At 57.1% G+C, this 21,815-nt stretch carries 21 protein-coding genes; 12 read left to right on the forward strand and 9 right to left on the reverse strand.

All coding sequences use genetic code 11. From position 1 onward, the window contains the following. The first annotated feature begins 2 nt into the window (after nt 1–2). The 3 genes from arsC (at nt 3) to B2J69_RS08735 (ending at nt 1,588) form a co-directional block, all read left to right on the forward strand. Complete coding sequence (gene arsC / locus B2J69_RS08730; protein ID WP_081138342.1) at nt 3–344, forward strand: arsenate reductase (glutaredoxin); 342 nt, start codon at nt 3–5, stop codon at nt 342–344. Between the two features lie 124 nt (nt 345–468). Continuing rightward, nucleotides 469–621: a hypothetical protein gene (locus B2J69_RS24050; protein ID WP_158083423.1), complete on the forward strand. Its 153-nt coding sequence runs from the start codon at nt 469–471 to the stop codon at nt 619–621. 184 nt (nt 622–805) lie between these two features. Further along, on the forward strand, nt 806–1,588 hold the full coding sequence (locus B2J69_RS08735) for a hypothetical protein (protein WP_081138344.1): 783 nt from the start codon (nt 806–808) through the stop codon (nt 1,586–1,588). Nucleotides 1,589–1,624: 36 nt separating this feature from the next. Here B2J69_RS08735 and hda read toward each other — a convergent pair whose 3' ends face one another. From hda to upp, 3 genes are all read right to left on the reverse strand, one after another. Further along, entirely contained in the window at nt 1,625–2,326 is a 702-nt protein-coding gene (hda, locus tag B2J69_RS08740; RefSeq protein WP_236722698.1) for a DnaA inactivator Hda, read from the reverse strand. 91 nt (nt 2,327–2,417) lie between these two features. Then, nucleotides 2,418–3,701, reverse strand: coding sequence for a uracil permease (gene uraA / locus B2J69_RS08745; protein WP_081138346.1), 1,284 nt, complete (start codon nt 3,699–3,701; stop codon nt 2,418–2,420). Nucleotides 3,702–3,768: 67 nt separating this feature from the next. Further along, nucleotides 3,769–4,395 (reverse strand): uracil phosphoribosyltransferase, encoded by a 627-nt coding sequence (gene upp / locus B2J69_RS08750; protein ID WP_081138348.1) that lies wholly within the window; start codon nt 4,393–4,395, stop codon nt 3,769–3,771. A 238-nt stretch (nt 4,396–4,633) separates the two neighbouring features. Between upp and purM the strand changes: the two genes are divergently transcribed. Together purM and purN are read left to right on the forward strand one after the other, a co-directional pair. After that, a complete protein-coding gene (gene purM / locus B2J69_RS08755) occupies nt 4,634–5,674 on the forward strand; it encodes a phosphoribosylformylglycinamidine cyclo-ligase (RefSeq protein ID WP_081138350.1) in 1,041 nt (346 codons plus the stop codon). Next, a complete protein-coding gene (gene purN / locus B2J69_RS08760; protein ID WP_081138352.1) occupies nt 5,671–6,309 on the forward strand; it encodes a phosphoribosylglycinamide formyltransferase in 639 nt (212 codons plus the stop codon). The genes purM and purN overlap by 4 nt, the downstream gene beginning before the upstream one ends. 63 nt (nt 6,310–6,372) lie before the next feature. On the opposite strand, the gene pstB is transcribed toward purN, so the two are convergent. Genes pstB through B2J69_RS08770 form a run of 3 tightly spaced genes read right to left on the reverse strand, consistent with a single transcriptional unit; the run spans nt 6,373 to nt 10,874 of the window. Further along, entirely contained in the window at nt 6,373–7,140 is a 768-nt protein-coding gene (gene pstB, locus B2J69_RS23585) for a phosphate ABC transporter ATP-binding protein PstB (RefSeq protein WP_094078493.1), read from the reverse strand. A gap of 12 nt (nt 7,141–7,152) precedes the next feature. After that, nucleotides 7,153–8,793, reverse strand: a complete 1,641-nt coding sequence (pstA, locus tag B2J69_RS23590) for a phosphate ABC transporter permease PstA (protein WP_094078494.1) — start codon at nt 8,791–8,793, stop codon at nt 7,153–7,155. After that, complete coding sequence (locus B2J69_RS08770) at nt 8,790–10,874, reverse strand: ABC transporter permease subunit (RefSeq protein WP_081138354.1); 2,085 nt, start codon at nt 10,872–10,874, stop codon at nt 8,790–8,792. Before B2J69_RS08770 ends, pstA begins: the two co-directional genes overlap by 4 nt. Nucleotides 10,875–11,024: 150 nt before the next feature. On the opposite strand from B2J69_RS08770, the gene ppk1 reads away from it, so the two are divergent. From ppk1 to mgtE, 5 genes are all read left to right on the forward strand, one after another. After that, nucleotides 11,025–13,085: a polyphosphate kinase 1 gene (gene ppk1, locus B2J69_RS08775; protein ID WP_081138356.1), complete on the forward strand. Its 2,061-nt coding sequence runs from the start codon at nt 11,025–11,027 to the stop codon at nt 13,083–13,085. A 3-nt stretch (nt 13,086–13,088) separates the two neighbouring features. Continuing rightward, nucleotides 13,089–14,615: an exopolyphosphatase gene (ppx, locus tag B2J69_RS08780; RefSeq protein WP_081138358.1), complete on the forward strand. Its 1,527-nt coding sequence runs from the start codon at nt 13,089–13,091 to the stop codon at nt 14,613–14,615. Between the two features lie 41 nt (nt 14,616–14,656). Beyond that, a complete protein-coding gene (gene tehB, locus B2J69_RS08785; protein ID WP_174580893.1) occupies nt 14,657–15,250 on the forward strand; it encodes a tellurite resistance methyltransferase TehB in 594 nt (197 codons plus the stop codon). A gap of 120 nt (nt 15,251–15,370) precedes the next feature. Continuing rightward, nucleotides 15,371–15,562, forward strand: a complete 192-nt coding sequence (locus B2J69_RS08790) for a YfgG family protein (protein WP_081138362.1) — start codon at nt 15,371–15,373, stop codon at nt 15,560–15,562. A 123-nt stretch (nt 15,563–15,685) separates the two neighbouring features. Further along, the gene (gene mgtE, locus B2J69_RS08795) at nt 15,686–17,119 is read left to right on the forward strand and encodes a magnesium transporter (RefSeq protein ID WP_081138364.1); all 1,434 of its coding nucleotides are present in this window, start codon (nt 15,686–15,688) and stop codon (nt 17,117–17,119) included. On the opposite strand, the gene B2J69_RS08800 is transcribed toward mgtE, so the two are convergent. Together B2J69_RS08800 and B2J69_RS08805 are read right to left on the reverse strand one after the other, a co-directional pair. Beyond that, on the reverse strand, nt 17,113–17,637 hold the full coding sequence (locus tag B2J69_RS08800; RefSeq protein ID WP_081138366.1) for a helix-turn-helix transcriptional regulator: 525 nt from the start codon (nt 17,635–17,637) through the stop codon (nt 17,113–17,115). The genes mgtE and B2J69_RS08800 overlap by 7 nt on opposite strands. A gap of 9 nt (nt 17,638–17,646) precedes the next feature. Beyond that, nucleotides 17,647–17,898: a hypothetical protein gene (locus tag B2J69_RS08805; RefSeq protein WP_081138376.1), complete on the reverse strand. Its 252-nt coding sequence runs from the start codon at nt 17,896–17,898 to the stop codon at nt 17,647–17,649. Between the two features lie 195 nt (nt 17,899–18,093). Here B2J69_RS08805 and B2J69_RS08810 point away from each other — a divergent pair, with 195 nt between their 5' ends. Further along, nucleotides 18,094–18,273 (forward strand): DUF2158 domain-containing protein, encoded by a 180-nt coding sequence (locus B2J69_RS08810; protein WP_081138368.1) that lies wholly within the window; start codon nt 18,094–18,096, stop codon nt 18,271–18,273. A 15-nt stretch (nt 18,274–18,288) separates the two neighbouring features. Here the strand turns inward: B2J69_RS08810 and B2J69_RS08815 are convergent, their stop codons facing one another. Then, the gene (locus tag B2J69_RS08815) at nt 18,289–19,071 is read right to left on the reverse strand and encodes a DUF3750 domain-containing protein (RefSeq protein ID WP_081138370.1); all 783 of its coding nucleotides are present in this window, start codon (nt 19,069–19,071) and stop codon (nt 18,289–18,291) included. 1,183 nt (nt 19,072–20,254) lie between these two features. Here B2J69_RS08815 and B2J69_RS23770 point away from each other — a divergent pair. After that, nucleotides 20,255–21,544: a MarR family winged helix-turn-helix transcriptional regulator gene (locus B2J69_RS23770; RefSeq protein ID WP_143806258.1), complete on the forward strand. Its 1,290-nt coding sequence runs from the start codon at nt 20,255–20,257 to the stop codon at nt 21,542–21,544. Nucleotides 21,545–21,815 lie beyond the last annotated feature (271 nt).

Here is a 21,815-nt window from a genome sequence, read left to right on the forward strand (position 1 = left end):
CCATGGTCACGCTTTATCACAACCCACGCTGCAGCAAGAGCCGCGAAACCCTGGCGCTGCTGACGGCCCACGGCGTCGAGCCGGAGATCGTGCGCTATCTGGAGAGCCCGCCGGATCGCGACACGCTGCAAATTTTGCTGCAAAAGCTCGGCATGGCGAGCGCGCGTCAGCTGATGCGCACCAAAGAGGATCTTTATAAAGCGCTGGGGCTGGAAAACGCCAGCGAGAGCGAACTGCTTGACGCGCTGGCCGCGCATCCCGCGCTGCTGGAGCGGCCGATTGTCATCAACGGCGATCGGGCGCGCCTGGGCCGCCCGCCGGAAGCGGTGCTGGCGATCCTTTAGTTTAAAAGAGGGCGCCGGCTCTCTTTATCGGCTGCAGGGCTAAGTTTCAGGTGATTGTCAGCAGAAGGCTGCTGGCGTATATTTGAGCAACAATTAATTTTCGGCCTCTTAAATCGGTGATTCTATGTCAGCTCAGGAAGCGAAAATCAGACATCAGCGTGAATATCAGCAGCATGTTGAAGCTGTCCGCAAAGGTGAGGCAACTGGCCGTACGCTTGAAAAGCGCCCTGATGGCATTGTTCCTGCTAAAAATGGCCGCAGCCTGGCGTTTTTCTGAGAGAGTCATCTTCTGTCTTGCCTCCCCTGTTCAGCCTGTAAAGCTGCTCTATCAGTGAGATAGCGTTTTTATGACTGCACGTTCTATTCCGCCAGAAGAGCAGATAATAAAACTCAATCGATATTTGATTGATAATGCATATTAGCTGCCGTCGCCAGTGATAACTGTAGGCGGACAGGCGGTTATGTACTGGTATCTTACCTATCTGCATCTTTATCCTGACCAGCCAGACGTGACAGCTATCACCTCAATCGACGTCGATTATGTGGCGCGAAAAGAAGGTGTGGATGTGATTGCGCGAATCTTTAACGTAGAGAGCAAAACTCAGGACATATTTCATCCTCCCTCTATCGCGGTACTGAATTTAATAGACAGAGATACCGGTAAGGTAAAAGAGGATGACCAGGGGCAGTTTCTCAATGCGCGGCTGAATGAAGCAAACATTGTCGATATTATCGACCGACCGACAGGCTTTGATGCCGATGATTTTGTCGGCGATAAACTCAGGCTAAATACCGAACCTTACCTCGTCATGCCCGATCGGCATGGAGCGGCGATGTACCATGAATTTGTCAGGGTGCTTAATCCGTTGGCCTGCATTCGGTCGCGGCTCTCCAACGCAACGGTTCCCATGGGAAAAGACAGGTTAACCGAAGCGGAAAGAATTCGCGTGCTGGCATTACCCGCCTTTAACTTCCTGCTTGAAAAATTGCAGACGTTGCCCTTCCGCCTGAGCAGAAAGTACGTTGACTACTTTTTGTCTTTTATCTGGCAAAGAGGATTTAGACGTTTTCAGGCTGAGCACCACATTCCGCTCTACCGAATTGTTGAACAGCTTGCAGTAGAACTGGAGCACAATCCCGGCGATTACCTGTCGCCGGGGCTGTATACGAAAGAGCTGCCGCGCAAAATTGATTACCTGAAGCAAGAATATGAGCGGTATCTAAGACGCATTGCCAGGCATTAGCCGCGCAGTTCTGCTTTGAACAGAGAGCTATTGCTGTTAAAGCCCGAGCGTCTCTTTGACAAAAGGAATGGTGAGTTTGCGCTGCGCGCTGATCGAGGCGCGATCCAGACGATCCAGCGTGTCGAACAGCGTGCGCATTTCGCGATCGAGGCGTTTCAGCAGGAAGCGGCCAACATCTTCCGGCAGTTCGAATCCGCGCATGCCGGCGCGCAGCTGCAGCGCCTGCAGTTTATCTTCGTCGCTCAGCGGCTGCAGGCGGTAGATCTGGCCCCAGTCGAGACGCGACGCCAGATCCGGCAGGTTAAGATTAAGCTGGCGCGGCGGGCGATCGCCGGTGATCAGCAGCCGGGTATTGCCGGTTTCCAGAATGCGGTTATAGAGATCGAAGATCGCCATTTCCCACGCCTCTTCTCCGGCGATGCACTCAATATTGTCGATGCAGACCAGCGCCAGCTGCTCCATGCCTTCCAGCACGTCCGGCACAAACCAGGTGCGTTTATCCAGCGGCACATAGCCGACCGCTTCGCCGCGCGCCGACATTTCCGCGCACGCCGCGTGCAGCAGATGGCTGCGTCCGCCGCCTTCGCGCGACCAGAAATAGAGATAGCTGCCGTGTTGCTGACTGAGGGCGCCTTTAAGGGCGGCAATAAGCGACGGATTTTTCCCTGGCCAGAAGCTGGCGAAGGTTTCGTCGTCCGGTAAGTAGAGTGGCAGTGACAGTTGTGCCGGCGTGTTCAGAAGCACCTCAAAAGGAACAGGCAAAAAACGGGGCAAGTCTACCACAGTTTTCAGCAGGAGAGGATAACGGGCGTCCCTGCCCGCGACGCGCTTAGTGGCCGCCCTTTTCGTCCGCTTCCAGCACCACTTCTTCCGGACGCAGCAGCGAAATAACGCGGAAGATCAGCGCCAGCAGCACGCCGACTATGGTCGCCAGCGCCATGCCTTTCAGCTCGGCGGCGCCGATGTGCACCTTGGCCCCGCTGACGCCGATGATCAGGATCACCGAGGTGAGGATCAGGTTTTGCGCCTTGCTATAGTCCACTTTTGACTCGATCAGCACGCGAATACCGGACGCGCCGATCACGCCGTAGAGCAGCAGCGAGACGCCGCCCATCACCGGCACCGGCACCGCCTGGATCGCCGCCGCCAGCTTGCCGACGCACGACAGCAGGATAGCGATAATCGCCGCGCCGCCGATCACCCAGGTGCTGTAGACGCGGGTAATCGCCATCACGCCGATGTTTTCGCCGTAGGTGGTGTTCGGCGTCGAACCGAAGAAGCCAGAGATCACCGTGGAGAGGCCGTTGGCGAACATCGAGCGGTGCAGGCCGGGATCGCGCATCAGATCTTTTTTCACGATATTCGCCGTGACCACCAGATGCCCGACGTGTTCGGCGATCACCACCAGCGCGGCAGGCAGGATAGTCAGCATCGCCGCCCACTCAAAGCGCGGCGTATAGAAGGTTGGCAGCGCGAACCAGGGCGCGTTATATACCGGCGTCCAGTCCACGATGCCCATGGCGAACGAGAGCGCGTAGCCCGCGATCACGCCCACCAGAATCGGAATGATGGCGAGAAAGCCGCGGAACAGCACCGAACCGAAGACCGTCACCGCCAGCGTCACCAGCGAAATGGTGATAGTGGTGCTGTCGGCACTGCTCCCTTCCGCCGGCAGCAGGCCGGCCATATTGGCCGCCACGCCCGCCAGTTCCAGCCCGATCACCGCCACGATGGCGCCCATCGCCGCGGGCGGAAACATCACGTCGATCCAGCCAGTGCCGGCTTTTTTCACGATCAGCGCCACCACGCAGAACAGCACGCCACAGAGAATAAAGCCGCCCAGCGCCAGCTCATAGCCCAGCGGCAGCAGCAGCAGCACCGGCGAAATAAAGGCGAAGCTGGAGCCGAGATAGGCGGGAATTTTACCTTTACAGATAAAGAGATAAAGCAGCGTGCCGACGCCGTTGAACAGCAGCACCGTCGCCGGATTGATATGGAACAGAATCGGCACCAGCACCGTGGCGCCGAACATGGCAAAAAGGTGTTGCAGGCTGAGCGGTATGGTTTGCAGTAGCGGCGGGCGTTCGCTGACGCCGATGGCGCGACGAGTCATCATTTATCCCCTTTAAAGAGTCTGTTTTTTGCCAAAAAAAAGCCGACTCTCTGGTCGGCTGATTGAATTATTTGGTTCCGAAAATCTTGTCGCCGGCGTCGCCCAGCCCTGGAATGATATACCCCTTCTCATTCAGGCCGTGGTCGACCGACGCGGTGTAGAGTTCAACGTCCGGATGCGCCTTCTCCAGCGCGGCGATCCCTTCCGGCGCGGCAACCAGCACCAGCACCTTGATGCTGCTGCAGCCCGCTTTTTTCAGCAGATCGATAGTGGCGATCATCGAGCCGCCGGTCGCCAGCATCGGGTCGACCACCAGCGCCAGGCGCTCTTCGATGTTGGAGACCAGTTTCTGAAAGTAAGGCACCGGCTCCAGCGTCTCTTCGTCGCGATAGACGCCGACCACGCTGATGCGCGCGCTCGGCACGTGCTCCAGCACCCCTTCCATCATCCCCAGACCGGCGCGCAGGATCGGCACGACAGTGATTTTTTTGCCTTTAATCTGATCGATTTCTACCGGGCCGTTCCAGCCTTCGATGGTGACGCGCTCGGTTTCCAGATCGGCGGTGGCTTCGTAGGTCAGCAGGCTGCCGACTTCCGACGCCAGCTCGCGGAAGCGCTTCGTACTGATATCATGCTCACGCATCAGGCCCAGTTTATGTTTGACCAGCGGGTGTTTGACTTCCACGATCTTCATTGGTGTTCTCCCGGAATGAGTTGAGCTAAAAAAAATCGCGGGATTATACCGCCTTTTCGCAAGCGCGCCATATGTCGTTGCGCAAAGAGGGAATGTTTTGATCCGTTATTCAAGGATTGATGAAAATCGGGCTGCGCGCAATTTCACCAGGTAATCGGGCTCGCAAACGTTTGCCTGCGCTGGTAGAATTGCCGCGCTTTTTGTTAACCACCAACCGCAATCGCGTGGGGATTCCGCAGTGACCGACAAGACCTCTCTCAGCTACAAAGACGCCGGCGTTGATATCGATGCTGGTAATGCTCTGGTTGACCGTATTAAAGGCGTAGTGAAAAAGACCCGCCGCCCGGAAGTGATGGGTGGACTGGGCGGTTTCGGTGCGCTTTGCGCGCTGCCGCAGAAGTATCGCGAGCCGGTGCTGGTCTCCGGCACCGACGGCGTCGGCACCAAGCTGCGTCTGGCGATGGATCTGAAGCGCCATGACGCTATCGGCATCGATCTGGTCGCCATGTGCGTGAACGATCTGGTGGTTCAGGGCGCGGAGCCGCTGTTTTTCCTCGACTACTACGCCACCGGCAAACTGGATGTCGACACCGCTTCCGCCGTGATCGCCGGCATCGCCGAAGGCTGTCTGCAGTCCGGCTGCGCGCTGGTCGGCGGCGAAACCGCCGAGATGCCGGGTATGTACCACGGCGAAGATTACGACGTAGCTGGTTTTTGCGTCGGCGTGGTCGAGAAGTCTGAAATTATCGACGGATCAAAAGTGCAGGACGGCGACGTGCTGATCGCGCTCGGCTCCAGCGGTCCGCACTCCAACGGCTATTCGCTGGTGCGCAAAATCCTCGAAGTGAGCCAGACCGATCCGCTGACCAAACAGCTGGAAGGCCGTCCGCTGGCGGATCATCTGCTGGAACCGACCCGCATCTACGTGAAGAATATCCTCAGCCTGATCGAGCAGGTCGATGTGCATGCGGTGGCGCACCTGACCGGCGGCGGCTTCTGGGAGAACATTCCGCGCGTGCTGCCGGACAATACCCAGGCGGTGATCGACGAGAAGAGCTGGGAATGGCCGGCGGTCTTCAGCTGGATGCAGCAGGCGGGCAACGTCAGCCGCCACGAGATGTACCGCACCTTTAACTGCGGCGTCGGCATGGTGATCGCGCTGAGCGCCGCCGACGCGGACCGCGCGGTTGAGCTGATGCGCGCCGCAGGCGAGAAAGCCTGGAAAATCGGCGTGATTAAGGCGTCCGACGCGGAAGAGCGCGTGGTCATCAACGCATGAAAAAGTTGGTTGTACTGATTTCCGGCAACGGAAGCAATCTTCAGTCCATCCTCGACGCCTGCGCAAGCGGGCGGATTAACGGCAGCGTTGCTGCCGTTTTCAGTAATAAAGCCACTGCTTTCGGCCTGACGCGCGCGCGCGACGCGGGCGTGCCAGCCCATGCGCTGGCGGCCAGCGATTTTCCCGACCGGGAAGCTTTCGATCGTCAGCTGATGGCGGCGATCGACGCCTGCGCGCCGGATCTGGTGGTGCTGGCGGGCTACATGCGCATTCTCAGCAGCGCCTTTGTCGCCCACTATCAGGATCGTCTGCTCAATATCCACCCTTCGCTGCTGCCGAAATATCCCGGTTTGCACACCCATCGTCAGGCGCTGGCGAACGGCGACGCCGAGCACGGCACCTCGGTGCATTTCGTCACCGACGAGCTGGACGGCGGTCCGGTGATCCTTCAGGCCCGCGTGCCGATTTTCCCCGGCGACGACGAAGAGGCGATTACCGCGCGCGTGCAGCATCAGGAGCATGCCATCTATCCGCTGGTGATCGGCTGGTTTGTTGAAGGGCGGTTAGCGATGCGCGAAGGCAAAGCCTGGCTTGATAATCAGCCGCTGCCGCCGCAGGGCTACGCAAACGACTAGCGGCTGCCGAGCCATTTCCAGCAGACGGCTCAAACGTCAAAAGGCCTGCGTAAGTACCCTCTGCTAGCCGTAGCGGCCGGTAATATAATCCTCGGTGCGCCGGTTGCGCGGCGAGGTAAAGATGCGATCCGTTTCATCGAACTCCACCACCGCCCCCTGATGCATAAACGCCGTGTAATCTGACACGCGCGACGCCTGCTGCATATTGTGGGTGACCAGCACCAGCGTAAAGTGCTGCTTCAGGGTGGTCATCAGCTCTTCAATCACCAGCGTAGAGATGGGATCGAGCGCCGAGGTCGGCTCATCCAGCAGCAGCACCTCTGGCTCGATGGCGATGGCGCGGGCGATCACCAGACGTTGCTGCTGGCCGCTGGAGAGCGTCAGCGCGTTCTGCCCCAGCTGATCTTTCACCTCGCTCCACAGCGCCGCCGCGCGCAGCGCACGCTCGCACGCTTCATTGAGCACGCGCCTGTCGCGCACGCCCTGCAGCCGCAGGCCATACACCACATTTTCATAAATCGACTTGGGAAAAGGATTCGGCCGTTGAAACACCATGCCGATGCGCCGGCGCAGCGCCGAGAGATCCTGCGACGGCTGCATAATGGCGTGGCTGCCAAGCAGGATATCGCCCTCAATGCGGCAGCTGTCCACCACATCGTTCATGCGATTAAAGCAGCGCAGCAGCGTCGATTTGCCGCAGCCGGAGGGGCCGATCAGCGCGGTAATGCGCTTCTGCGGGATCTGCAGCGAAATATCATGCAGCGCCTGCCGCTCGCCATACCATAACGAGAGGTGGTTTAGCGTCAGCGCCGCTTCGGTGTCGGGCATCATAGTCATCATCTTTTATTGGGTCATCAGGCGATAGCGTTCGCGCAGGCGGTGACGCAGCGCCATCGCCAGCAGATTAAGCGACAGAATAATCGCCACCAGCAGCAGCGCCGTGGCGTAAACCAGCGGACGATCGGCCTCTACGTTGGGGCTCTGAAAGGCGAGATCGTAAATCTGGAAGCCAAGATGCATAAACTTGCGGTCAAGGTGCAGCCAGGGGAAGACCGCGTCGACCGGCAGCTCCGGCACCATTTTCACCACCCCCACCAGCATCAGCGGCGCGGTCTCGCCCGCCGCGCGCGCCACGGCTAAAATCAGGCCGGTCAGCATGGCGGGCAGCGCCATCGGCAGCACCACGTGCCACAGCGTCTCCGCCTGGGTGGCGCCCAGCGCCAGCGAGCCCTGACGCAGCGAGTCAGGAATGCGCGACAACCCCTCTTCCGTGGCGACGATCACCACCGGCAGCGTCAGCAGCGCCAGCGTCAGCGCGGCCCACAGCAGCCCCGGCGTGCCGAAGGTGGGATTAGGCAGCGCGCGTGAAAAGAAGAGCTGATCGAGGGTGCCGCCCACCAGCCAGACAAAAAAGCCCAGGCCGAACACGCCGTAGACGATCGACGGCACGCCAGCCAGATTGACCACCGCAATCCTCACCAGCCGCGTCAGGGGGTTACGGCCGGCATACTCATGCAGCCAGATTGCCGCGATGACGCCGAACGGCATCACCACCACCGACATCAGCAGCACCATCAGCACCGTGCCGAAAATCGCCGGGAACGCGCCGCTGTCGCTCTCGCCGTCGGCGGGCGAATCACTGACGAAATGCCAGATCTGGCGCAGCGTGTGCGCCACCTTTTGCGGCGTGCTCATGGCGTTGGGGTACCAGACCTCGACCACCTGCGCCAGCGGAATCACATGCTGGCGATCCTGCGCGTCGCGCAGCACCAGCGCGTCGCGCTGACTCTCGCGCTGCAGATCGGCCAGCTGGCCGCTGAGCTGCGTAAAGCGACGCTGCAGCGCCGCCTGATTCGCTTCGAACTCTGACAGCGCGCGCGTATCGAACCGCTGCTCCTGCCGTAGTTTATCGGCGCGCGCGTCGAGCGCCGCCAGCTGATCGTTCAGCCGCGCCAGATCCACATGGCGAATGCGGTTAATTTTACGCAGCAGATCGCGCACCTGCTCCAGCCGCTGATGCAGCAGCGCATCGGGATCGCGCGCCGTCAGCGCTTCGTTATCTTCACGCAGGCCAGCAAACCAGCCGTAGGCGTTGCCGCCGCTGCGGCGCTGCAGCACCATCGCCGCTTGCGGCTGGCTGACCCTGAGCGCCTCGCGCGCATAAATCACGCGGAAATCGGGCGCGTCCCAGTCGCGGTTGCCGGTTTTAATCAGGTAGCGATGCACCTGGCTGACCGACGGCAGCGGCTCGTTTTGCGCCGCAGGCGCGGGAAAGTGTGGCTGATGCTCCAGGGTTTCCCCCATCAACGCCGTGGTTTGCCCTTCCGGCTGCGCCAGATGGTAGAGATCGACGCGCTGCGGCCAGAAGGCGCGCATCCCCTGCCACGCCAGCAGCGCGATCAGCAGGGTAAATGCCAGCAGACAGACGGCGACGGCGCCGGCGGTCAGCCAGCGCCAGCGCTCATTTTGTCGCATCGCCTTCATGTCTGGCCCTCATGCTGGCTATAGCGCTGGCGCAGCCGCTGACGGATCAGCTCGGCCAGCGTGTTAATCATTAACGTAAAGATCAGCAGCATCAGCGCGCTGAGAAACAGAATGCGATAGTGCGCGCTGCCAGCTGCCGCTTCCGGCATCTCAATGGCGATGTTGGCGGAGAGCGCCCGCAGCCCGGAGAAGAGGCCGCCGTGGCTCTGCGGCGTGTTGCCGGTGGCCATCAGCACGATCATGGTTTCTCCGACCGCGCGGCCGAAGCCGATCATCAGCGCGGCGAAAATGCCCGCCGACGCGCCTGGCAGCACCACGCGCGTCAGGGTTTGCCACGGCGTCGCCCCCAGCGCCAGCGACCCCTGCCCCAGCGCGGCGGGCACGCTGAACAGCGCATCTTCCGACAGGGTAAAAATCAGCGGCACCAGCGCAAAGCCCATTGCCAGCCCGGCGACCAGCAGGTTGCGCTGCTCGTAGTGCGGCAGCCATTCCGCCGCATCGCGCATCAGCCAGGCCGGAATGGTGAGCGTGGCGAGCGTGACGATCAGCAGCACCGGCAGCAGCAGCATCACCTCGCGTCCCGGCTGTCGCCAGCGCGGCGGCAGGCGACCGCTGAGCGCGCCGCAAATCAGCAGCGTCGCCGCCAGCGTCAGCGGCAGCAGCAACACGCCTAGCAGCGCCTGGCTGATATGCGGCGCCAGCCAGAGTCCAGCGATCAGCCCGATCACCACGCTGGGCAGCGCGCCCATCATCTCTATCGCCGGTTTAACCCAGCGCCGCAGGCCCGGCGCCATAAACCAGGCGGTATACATCGCGGCCGCCAGCGCCAGCGGCGTGGCGAACAGCAGCGACAGCGCCGCCGCTTTCAGCGTGCCCGTCACCATCGGCATAAAGCTGAACTTAGCCTGATAGCTGTCTGCGGCGTTAGTGGACTGCCAGACCCAGTCGGGCGCGGGATAGTTTTCATACCAGATTTTCTGCCACAAGCTGCGCCAGCTGACGTCCGGCCAGGGATTGTCGATGCGCAGCACCTGCCAGCTTCCGGCGCGCTCCAGCAGCAGCGCGTCGCCGCGCGGTGAGAAGGCGGCGTTTTCTATGCCAGGCGCCAGCTGACGCTGCAGGATGGGGCCGCGCTGTTTGCTGGCGAAGATCTTTAGTGCGCCATCGGGCGCCAGCGTGGCGAAGACGCGACGCTGCGGCTCCGTTACAAGGGTCGCGGTCGGGCTGCTTTCGGCGAAGGTGCGGATTTCATGCAGGCGCGGCCCCTGCGCGCCGGCAATAGCGAACCACTGCGTCACGCCGCGTCCGTCCTGAATCAGCAGGCTCGCCCCGCCCGCCAGCAGATGCAGGCTGCGCGGCGGCTGCGCCAGCGCCACGGTTTCGCGCAGTGTCGCGCCGTCGTCGCGCAGCTGCCAGACGCGCAACAGATTGCCTACGCTGGCGTAGAGCAGATCGCCCTGCGGCGACAGCAGCAGATGATCGGCCTGCGTCTGCGGCAGTTCGACACGTTGCGGCGCCTGCTGGCGCGTCAGCGTCACGATGTTCAGCCCCGTTTCGGTCTGCGCGGCGATGCGCCACTTCTCTTCGCCCAGCGTCGCCAGCGCCATGGCTTTCACCGCGCCGCCCGGCAGCTGCACAGGAACCTCGCCGAGCGGATAGCGCCACGCGCCGTTCACCGGCTGCAGCAGCAGCAGCGCGCCCTGCGCGTTAAGCAGCAGCGTGCGCCGATCGGCGCTGCTGACGATCTGCTGCGGTGCCGGACGCAGCGTCAACGCCGCTTCGGCGGGCTGGCCGTTCAGCGGGATCACGCGCGCCGCGCCGTCGCGGCCGATACGCCAGCCCTGCTGGCCGGTAAAGCCCAGGGCCAGCGCAGGCTGGCGATCCCATAGCTGCTGCGCGGGCTGCGGATGCAGCGCCGGCGAGGCGAACAGCGGCAGCACCACCCAGATCAGCCAGAAGAAAAGCAGCAGCATCAGCAGCAAAATGGCGATGCCGCAGCAAGTGACCAGTCGCCGCGTGAAGCGGTCGATAGCGCGGCGTCGGCGGTCGCTGAAGTTAACGGGTATATGCTTTAGGCTCATGCGGCTCTGAATGGGATCGGTAGTAAGCCGCTATGTTGCCCGTAGCTGGTTGATAAGACAACCATTGGCGTTGGACAAGCTTGCCATACTCTCGCCATAATGATGTCGGACACTGGTTCTTTAGTCCTGCAAACGCGATATGGAGTCAGAATGGGTCAGGAAAAGCTATATATAGAAAAAGAATTAAGCTGGTTATCCTTTAACGAACGCGTTCTGCAAGAGGCGGCGGATAAAACCAATCCGCTCATTGAACGCATGCGTTTTCTCGGGATCTATTCCAATAATCTCGACGAGTTTTACAAGGTTCGCTTCGCCGACCTCAAGCGCCGCATCCTGATTGGCGAAGAACAGGGTTCGCCAGGCCTGCCACGCCATCTGCTGAAAAAAATTCAGCAGCGCGTGATGAAGTCGGAGCAGGAGTTTGACGGCCTCTACAATGAGCTGCTGCTGGAGCTGGCGCGCAACCAGATCTTTCTGATCAACGAGCGTCAGCTTTCACCTAATCAACAGATCTGGCTGCGCCACTATTTCAAGCACGAGCTGCGCCAGCATATCTCGCCGATCCTGATCAATCACGACACCGATCTCACCGAATTCCTGAAAGATGACTACACCTATCTGGCGGTGGAGATTATTCGCGGCGAGGATATTCGCTATGCGCTGCTGGAGATCCCCTCTGACAAGGTGCCGCGCTTCGTTAACCTGCCCGCTGAATCGCCGCGCCGCCGCAAGCCGATGATCCTGCTGGACAATATCCTGCGCTACTGTCTCGACGACATCTTTAAGGGCTTCTTCGACTATGACGCGCTGAACGCCTACTCGATGAAAATGACGCGTGATGCAGAGTACGATCTGGTAACGGAAATGGAGTCGAGCCTGCTGGAGCTGATGTCCTCCAGCCTGAAGCAGCGCCTGACCGCTGAGCCGGTGCGCTTCGTTTATCAGCGCGACATGCCGGACGCGATGGTGGAGCTGCTGCGCAACAAGCTCACCATCTCTAACTATGATTCCATCGTGCCGGGCGGCCGCTACCATAACTTCAAAGACTTTATCGGCTTCCCGGACGTGGGCAAAAGCAACCTGGTTAACCGTCCGCTGCCGCAGATCCGCCACATCGGCTTCGACGGCTTCCGCAACGGCTTCGACGCCATTCGCGATCGCGACATTCTGCTCTACTACCCCTACCACACCTTTGAGCACGTGCTGGAGCTGCTGCGCCAGGCGTCGTTCGACCCGAGCGTGCTGGCGATCAAAATCAACATCTATCGCGTCGCGAAGCGTTCGCGCATTATGGATGCGATGATACATGCCGCCTATAACGGCAAAAAAGTCACTGTGGTGGTGGAGCTGCAGGCGCGCTTCGACGAAGAGGCCAATATTTCATGGGCCAAGCGCTTAACCGAAGCGGGCGTGCACGTTATTTTTTCCGCGCCGGGGCTGAAAATTCACGCCAAGCTGTTTTTGATCTCCCGCCGTGAAGGCGACGAAGTGGTGCGCTACGCCCATATCGGCACCGGCAACTTTAACGAGAAAACCGCGCGCCTCTATACCGACTATTCGCTGCTGACCGCCGACGCGCGCATCACCAACGAAGTGCGCCGGGTGTTTAACTTTATCGAGAACCCTTACCGGCCGGTGAGCTTCGAACACCTGCTGGTATCGCCGCAGAACTCGCGTCAAATGCTCTATCAGCTGATTGATGCGGAAATCGCCAATGCGCAGCAGGGAAATCCGTCTGGCATTACGCTGAAAATTAACAACCTGGTGGACAACGGTCTGGTTGACCGTCTCTATGCCGCTTCCGGCGCCGGCGTGAAGGTGAATTTGCTGGTGCGCGGCATGTGTTCATTAATCCCTGATTTGCCCGGGATCAGTGAAAATATTCGCGTGATCAGTATCGTTGACCGCTATCTCGAGCACGATCGCGTCTATATTTTTGAAAACGGCGGCGATAAAAAAGTCTTCCTTTCCTCTGCTGACTGGATGACGCGTAACATCGATCATCGCATCGAAGTAGCGGTATCGATCCTCGATCCGCGCGTGAAGCAACGCATTCTGGACATTATCGCTATCCTGTTTAGTGATACGGTGAAGGCGCGTATCGTTGATAAAGAGTTGGGGAACCGCTATGTTCCGCGCGGCAATCGTCGTAAGGTCCGCTCTCAACTGGCGATTTATGATTACATCAAGAAACTGGAACAGCCTGAATAATCTATGCCCATTTCTCATAAAAGTACGCCGAGACCGCAAGAGTTTGCGGCAATCGATCTTGGCTCAAACAGCTTTCATATGGTCATTGCGCGCGTGGTCGACGGCGCTTTGCAGGTGCTTGGTCGCCTGAAACAGCGCGTCCATCTGGCTGACGGTCTGGACAGCAAAAATCGCCTGAGCGAAGAGGCAATAGAGCGCGGGCTGAGCTGCCTGGCGCTGTTTGCCGAACGGCTGCAGGGCTTTAGCCCCAGCAACGTCACCATTGTCGGCACCCATACCCTGCGCCAGGCGGTGAACGCAGAAGAGTTCCTGCAGCGCGCGGCCGAGGTGATCCCCTACCCTATTGAAGTTATTTCCGGCAACGAAGAGGCGCGCCTGATCTTTATGGGCGTCGAGCATACGCAGCCGGAGAAAGGCCGTAAGCTGGTGATCGACATCGGCGGCGGCTCGACCGAGCTGGTGATCGGCGAAAACTTCGAGCCGCAGCTGGTTGAGAGCCGTCGCATGGGCTGCGTCAGTTTCGCTCAGCTCTACTTCCCCAACGGTGAAATCAACCGCGACAACTTCCGGCGCGCGCGCCTGGCGGCGACGCAAAAGCTGGAGACGCTGGCGTGGCAGTATCGTCTGCACGGCTGGCAGTACGCGCTCGGCGCGTCGGGCACCATTAAAGCGGCGTGCGAAGTGCTGCTGGCGATGGGCGAAAAAGAGAAACTGATCACCCCGGAGCGGCTGGACAAGCTCTGTGACGAGGTGCTCAAGCATAAATCCTTTAGCGCGCTGAGCCTGCCTGGCCTCTCTGAAGAGCGCCAGTCGGTGTTTGTGCCGGGCCTGGCGATTATCTGCGGCGTCTTCGACGCGCTGGCGATCCGCGAGCTGCGCCTGTCGGACGGCGCGCTGCGCGAAGGGGTGCTTTATGAGATGGAGGGCCGCTTCCGTCATCAGGATATCCGCAGCCGCACGGCGCAGAGCCTGGCGAACCATTACGCCATCGACAACGATCAGGCGCGGCGCGTGCTCGATACCACCGAACAGCTCTATCTGCAGTGGCGCGATCAGAACCCCAAACTAGCCAATCCGCAGCTGGCGGCGCTGCTGAAGTGGGCGGCGATGCTGCACGAAGTGGGGCTGACCATCAACCACAGCGGCATGCAGCGCCATTCCGCCTATATTCTGCAAAACACCAATTTGCCCGGATTTAACCAGGATCAGCAAACGCTGCTGGCGGCGCTGGTACGCTTCCATCGTAAAGCCGTCAAGGTGGAAGATCTGCCGCGCGTTACGCTGTTCAAGAAGAAACAGTTCCTGCCGCTGCTGTTTCTGCTGCGCCTTGGCACCTTACTTAACAACCAGCGTCAGGCCACCACCCGGCCTGATTCGCTTAAGCTGACCACCGACGACGGTCACTGGACGCTGACCTTCCCGGCGGGTTATTTCAGCCAGAACAATCTGGTGCAGCTCGATCTGGAGCGGGAGCAAACCTACTGGAACGAGGTCACCGGCTGGAAGCTGATGCTGGAAGAAGAAGCCTGAGGAGGTGGGCGTTCGCGCCCACGCACTAAACGCCAATCATGATGAAACCTGAACACTATTTTGCTGAAACCTACGGGCTGACGCCGACCCATTCTGAAGTGCTGGCGGCGCTGCCGCACCTGAATCCCGGCAAGGCGCTGGATCTGGGCTGCGGCAACGGCCGTAACAGTTTATTCCTGAGCCAGAACGGCTTTGACGTCACCGCCTGGGATCACAATCCCGCCAGCCTGGCGCGCCTGCAGCAGATCGTTGCGCAGGAAGGGATAAGTAATATCCATACCGAGCAGCGCGACCTTAACCAGACGCGTTTCAACGGCGGCTACACCTTCGTGCTCTCTACGGTGGTGATGATGTTCCTGCAGCCGGAGACCATTCCGCAGCTGATCGCCGATATGCAGGCGAGCACGGTGCGGGACGGGCACAACCTGATCGTCGCGGCGATGAGCACCGATGATTATCCCAGCCCGCTCGCTTTCCCGTTTACCTTTAAATCGGGCGAGCTAAGCCACTACTATCGCAACTGGCACATTCTGAAATACAACGAGCATGTCGGCCAGCTGCACAAGCGCGACGAACAGGGCAACCGCATCAGCTGCCGCTTCGCCACGCTGCTGGCGCAAAAAGCCAGTCTCTGAACCTGGGCCGCGCCATGCGGCCCAATCTCTGCTCTTTTTTTAATCGGTGATTGATTTCGACGCGGGCTTGTGACTAAATGTTGCCATCGCCCAGCAGGGTCATTACAGGAAACATCTCGCGTGAACAGCGCCATCCCTTCCCGAAGACGAGCCAAAACCCCTTCCTTTACCCGGATCGTTTTACTGATTAGTTTTATTATCCTCGTTAGCCGCCTGATCTTTATCCTGCCCGCTGCCTTTGAGCATCACCAGCAGAAAAAAGCCGCACCGGAATCAACACCCTTGAGCACGCCTCTGCGCGACAGCCGTTAGCCTTTCGTGTCCTTTGCCTGAAACCACTAAACGCAGCCTGAATAACCGCGTCTTTTTTTGCGCCCTTTTGCGAGGCGAACCGCTACACTTCGTGCTGTAACTTTCAGACACAAGGGACTCGTTATGTCTGCCTCGCATACTCAACGTTTAAGTGAAATTCGTCATCGCATTCTGACGCTGCTGCTCAGTGAGCCGGATCTGGTGGATGCGCTGCTGGAGAAATCCGGCGAGCGCAGCCCTGAACAGCAACGTGAAAATGCGGCGCATCAGGCGGCGCTGGAGCAGGATATCGCCCAGCTGCACGCGGCGGACCTCGCCGATATTCTCGAAGCGCTGCCGGAAGAGGAGCGCCAGGCGCTCTGGCGTCTGGTGCCCGTTGGGCAGCGCGGCCATGTGCTGGTGGAAGCCTCAGAAACCGTCTGGGCCAGCCTGACGGAAGAGATGAGCGACCGTGATATCCTGCGCGCTATCGAACCGCTCGATATTGACGACCAGGTGTGGCTGGCGCGCTATCTGCCTCGCAACCTGACGGGACGCCTGCTGGCGTCGCTGGAGCCGAACCAGCGCGCGCGGGTGCTCAGCATGGTCGATTTCGACCGCGACCGCGTCGGACGCATTATGGACTTCAATATCCTGACGGTGCGCGCCGACGTGACGCTGGCGACGGTGCAACGCTTCCTGCGTCACCGCAAAAGCATGCCAGACGGCACCGACAAAATTTTTATCACCGATGAAAACAACCTGCTGCTGGGCGAGCTTGCGCTGACCGATATTCTGCTCAACAAGCCGAAAAAGCGCGTGGACGAGGTAATGAACACCTCACCCACCACCTTCCAGATAGATGATAAAGCCGAAGACGCGGCGGGCGCGTTTGAACGTTATAACCTGATCTCCGCCGCGGTGATCGACGCCAAAGGCAAGCTGATTGGCCGCGTAACCATTGAAGACGTGGTCGATCTGGTTAACGAAGAGAACGAAAGCAATATTCGCCGCATGGGCGGTATCAGTCAGGAAGAGGACGTTTTCGCGCCGGTGCGCAAAGCGGTACGCCGTCGCTGGGCCTGGCTGGCAATCAATCTCTGCACCGCCTTTGTCGCGTCGCGCGTGATCGGCCTGTTTGAAGAGACCATCTCGCAGCTGGTGGCGCTGGCGACGCTGATGCCGATCGTCGCGGGCATTGGCGGCAACACCGGTAACCAGACCATTACCATGATCGTGCGCGCGCTGGCGCTGCATCAGGTCGAACCGGGCAACTTCTCTTTTCTTATCGCGCGCGAACTGGGCGTGGCGCTGCTCAACGGTTTGTTCTGGGGCGGCGCGATGGGGCTGATTACCTGGCTAATGTACAGCAACATCGAGCTGGGCGGCGTGATGATGCTGGCGATGATGCTTAACCTGCTGCTGGCGGCGCTGATGGGCGTGCTGATCCCGCTGATCATGACCAAACTAAAACGCGATCCGGCGGTGGGCTCCAGCGTGCTGATCACCGCCATTACCGACACCGGTGGATTTTTTATTTTTCTCGGTCTGGCGACGCTGTTTTTACTGCATCACTGAGTGTGACTCTCGGCGGCGGCGTCAATACAGTGCGCGTAGCGCTGTAGCGCCTGCTGCAGGTTGAGCCGCAGCGTCACCTGCGCCAGCTCGCGCGTCGCGGCGGGGATCGCATAGCTGCCGCGCTGCGCCAGCCACGTCAGCACATCCGCCAGATGCCAGAGCGCGGTTTTGCCGTCATGAACCGGCGGCGGAAAGTGCGGGCTGTGGCTGAGCATCAGCTTACGCATATTCTGACGGGAAACGCCGATGATCTCCGCCACATCGGTTAAGCCGACAAAGTCGGGTGCCGCCTCGGTCAGCAGCGCGCCCGGCAGCGCGCGCTGCACATCCTTGATGGCGCTCAGCACCGCCCGCTGCGCGCCAGGCGCCTCGCGGGTGAACTCCAGCGCCACTTTTCCCGGCACGCCCAGCCCCACCAGCGCATCGTCACAGCCTGCATCGATCAGCCGCGCCAGCAGCTCTTCTTCCGGCAGGGCTGGCTCAGGCAGCAGGAAACGCAGCGTAAAAATATATTCCATGTTCGCTCCTTAATGCAGTTGGCGCACCGCGATGCACTTATTTACCACGCGCCGCAGCGCGCGCGCATGATTAAAAACGTTACGCGGCGTGCTCCAGATAACGCTGATGCAGAACTCGCCACAGCGGCAGGCCGCCGAATGCGTGGGACAATACATTTTGCCCCAGCCATGGTGCCCGGTGGCGACGATCTGCCAGCCATAGGCTTCGGCATAGCGCAGCGCCGCTTCAATCTCTTTGTCTGGATGTCGTCTTCTTTCCATCTGCATGCACCTTACGCTGAACGAGAGAGGTTGTCAACTGACAACCTAGCTAAGCCATCTTATCTGGCCGACAGCATGCCTCAGGTCGTTGCACCGCGGGAATTTGATGAAAAATCATGGAAGAAGCGCCGCAAAAAATTTTATGCAGGCGCAGGCTGCCCGCCCTACACTTGCTTAAAACCCAAGGAGAAAAGCATGTTTAAACCTGATGATTTTGTGCAGTCGAAAACCGGCGGCCCCAAAATGCTGGTGCTGCGCGTGGAAGGTGAGACGTTGTGGTGCGCGCGCGTCGATGACGCAACGAAAAAAGAGATCGAGGTCAACGCGGACAGCGTCAACCTCTACCATGAAGATGGCGACTTCGGCGTCTGCTGACGCCTGCGCCGGGCATTAGCCCGGCGGATTATCCTGCTGCACGTTGTCGCCGCCGAGACCGCCGATAAACGGCAGGCGCAGACGCAACGGCGTAAAATCCACGCCCATATTTAGCCCCAGCACATTCAGCTCGAATCCCTCTTCCGCGCCCAGCGTCACGCCTGCAACGCCCAGCACCGACAGCTGAATGCCCCGTCCCGACGGCGGTAAACCGATGGGACGCCACAGCGGCCGGTAATCTTTGCCGAGCGCGTTGGCGGGCAGATCGAGCTTCAGCGCCGGCACTTCGCGCCCGATATGCGCCAGAAAGGTGTTGCTGTTGGGGCCAGGCCAGGCGTGATAGGTATTTGGCCAGGGATAGGAGCGGATCGCCGCCTCAATTTGCGGGATCATCGCCTGCGCCGCTGCGCCGCGATGCTCAACCAGCAGACGCGGTTTCGCGCCGTACCAGTAGCCGTCCGGCAGATTGCTGTTGCGCCGCACTTTATCGCCGCTGCCCCAGCTAATCACCTCATAGCGGTTGTAGCGTGTCTCGCCTGCGCGTTTGAAGATAATCCACGGATGCACCGCCACCGCCCCTTTCCAGCCGTAGGTCGGCGCGGCGTAGACCTGCACGATCGCCTGCGCCGCATAGCGCTGCGCATCGGGCGCCAGGCCGGATGAGTCGCGGCGCGCCGACCACCAGCCGCCCTGCGCGCCGGAGAGGTCGCCGTGGCGCGTCGCCTGCGCCAGGCTGGCGCCGAGTGACAGCAGGATCACCAGCAATATGCAGAGGCTCAATGCCTTAAGTGGCAGCATAGAATAGTCCTGAGTGAAAAGCGGAAAGAAAATCGCCAGCCTCTCTGACGACAGGCTGGCGATGGATTAATCAACGCGCTTCAGTGTAAGCGGAAAGGTTATTCCCACTCAATTGTTAATTTAATAAAAAAATCACAAGAAGTTAATCCTAAATAGACTTTTACACCTTATTAGTGTTACATTGGAAATGCCTTTATTTTTATAGTTTAGACTTTAGATGCTCAAAGTAAGCCAGCGCTACCTAGGAGGTTTAACATTGTGCTCACCCCTTAATGTTTACTTTCACTATTACACCTCAATAATTTACCGGGTTTCACAGGTAGCACATCTTAAAAAACCTTATTACAATCAAATATGTAAATACCAGCAATATATAATATAAACCGTCTAGTACGCCTGTCCGAAATGTTGCATCACCCTGCAGCAATTATCCACCTAAATTTTAAAGCATTAAATTTCAAACGCTTACATATATTCAATCTAGCTATATTAAAAAAAATACTTTCCAATCAATAAGTTAATTACTAAGATTGAACACGCACGTGTTATTGAAAATATTTTTAATCATTTGATTAATTTCATCATATCATGTAAGAATATGTGTAAGCTCACTCACTCGAAGTGTTAATACTTAGGCGAAGAAAATGAGTTATTTATGAAAAAAATTCATCCCACAACGATGATAAACTATTGACCGCCAATATTAACTTTATGAATATGCTATTCTATTGGTCATGTCAATACTATGCTCAATCATTCGGACACAGATGTTGCTTTCAAAAAATCTAGAAGATCTTGGAGCCGAAAGCTGCACGTCTGCAATGTTTAACATCGACATTCTATAATAAATTCACGTGGGGTTCATACCATCAAACTTACTATTTCTATGTTTTATAATTCAAGACCATACTAGATGAAAGTCTGTCAATTAAGTATTGAAGATTATTTAGCTTGGCCTGTCTGCAATTATCGGTACTGACTTGTATATATTGCTATGCGGTGCCTCCCAAGATCTTGTACAAAAAAACATCACATCTGCATTTGATAATAAAATTTTATATGGTTCTACGGCAAGGATGGCACTTCATAAGATGGTACTATCAAGAAATTCGCTCCTAACTTACCTATAAGCAAAGCGTTAAGTATTCAGATGATAAAATCTTAATAAAATTAAGGAGATTGTATGTGGAATGAATTAGGTTTTAGAGATAACCCGTATAGCCCTCGCCCTATACAAGCTAATGAGGAAGGCGTAGAACTTCTTGTTGGTCGTGATGTAGAGCTGCATAAGCTAATGACCTATATCAAGTCATCTGATACTCATCCTACTCTAGAAGGCCCTAATGGAGTTGGAAAAACCAGTTTGGTATCTGTTGCTGGGTTTAAACTACTAAGTGAGTTTATCAATGAATCAGGACCAGCATATATTCCAATCGAGCCGCCTTTTCAGCTCACCAGTGAAGACAGCCTTCAAGCATTTAAACAAAAAGTACTATATTCTGTGGCTCAAGCCTTCGTAACTAACCATAAAGTACTTAAAGAAAAAGGTTACAACGTCCCTGATATAGTCAATATTAATCAGTGGCTTAACTCGCCGCTTTTTCATATGACAGGTGGAAGTCTTAGTATCGCTGGGTATGGCGGAAGTGCAACACGCTCGACCACATTAAACAGTAGTGCTGGATTCACAGATTCCGGATTCACAGCAACAATTCAGTCATGGCTACGCGATTGTTTTCCTTCAAGATCGACTGGAGGTTTTATATGTACAATTGATAACTTAGAACTACTTGAAACATCAAGGAGTGCAAGAGAGCTATTAGAAGCTATAAGAGATGAGTTATTAAACATGGATGGCTTACGCTGGGTTCTTTGTGGAGCAAGAGGAATAATAAGAAGCTCCGCTTCGTCTCCTAGGTTACAGGGTGTGTTGGCTGATCCTATTGATATAGATCCTATTCGAGATACTGATGCCGAATTGGCTTTATCAAAAAGATTACAAATATATGCACTTGAAGATGCTAATCCACCAGTCGAAGCTGACGGTTTTACTCATATTTATAAAATCGGAAATCGGAATCTTCGTAATGCTCTTAAATATTGCGAAGACTTCGCTATCTGGGCTTATCTCAACAAAAGCACCCCAACTCAATCCAAAGACAAGTTAGAGCTAATCGAAGCCTGGATGGCCGAAACAGCTGAAAAATATGAAATGGATACGAAAGGTGTTGGAAATAGAGCATGGAAGGTATTTGATGATCTGATTGCAACAGGTGGCAACTCGTCTCCTAGTGATTTTGAACATTTTGGATATGAATCACAACAATCTATGCGACCACAACTCAAGTTACTTGAAGATGCAAATTTAATTGAAAGCGCTATTGATGAAACAGACAAGCGTAGAAGGACTATATTAGTAACTTCACGAGGTTGGATCGTCAATTACAAAAGATCGGGATTCAAAAGCGCATAAAGATCATTTTCATCAGACATTATCCGCTGCGCTTTAAATTCATAGTAGAGCGCAGCGTTTAACACGGACCTTTATTAGGAAATTCCTGTCAACAATTACTTACTTTACTAAGCTGCTCAATCCTTTCTGCTGACTTGATTATTTTAACAATGTTGAGATAAAAGGTAATGATATATTGCCTACTAATAGCTCAGTGTTTATATTAAACATAGATGAATATTTTGATAGTAGTGACGTGATAGAAGATATCATAATCATTAGACTTGTAAGT

The sequence above is a fragment of the Pantoea latae genome, from assembly GCF_002077695.1.
Taxonomy (GTDB): domain Bacteria; phylum Pseudomonadota; class Gammaproteobacteria; order Enterobacterales; family Enterobacteriaceae; genus Pantoea; species Pantoea latae.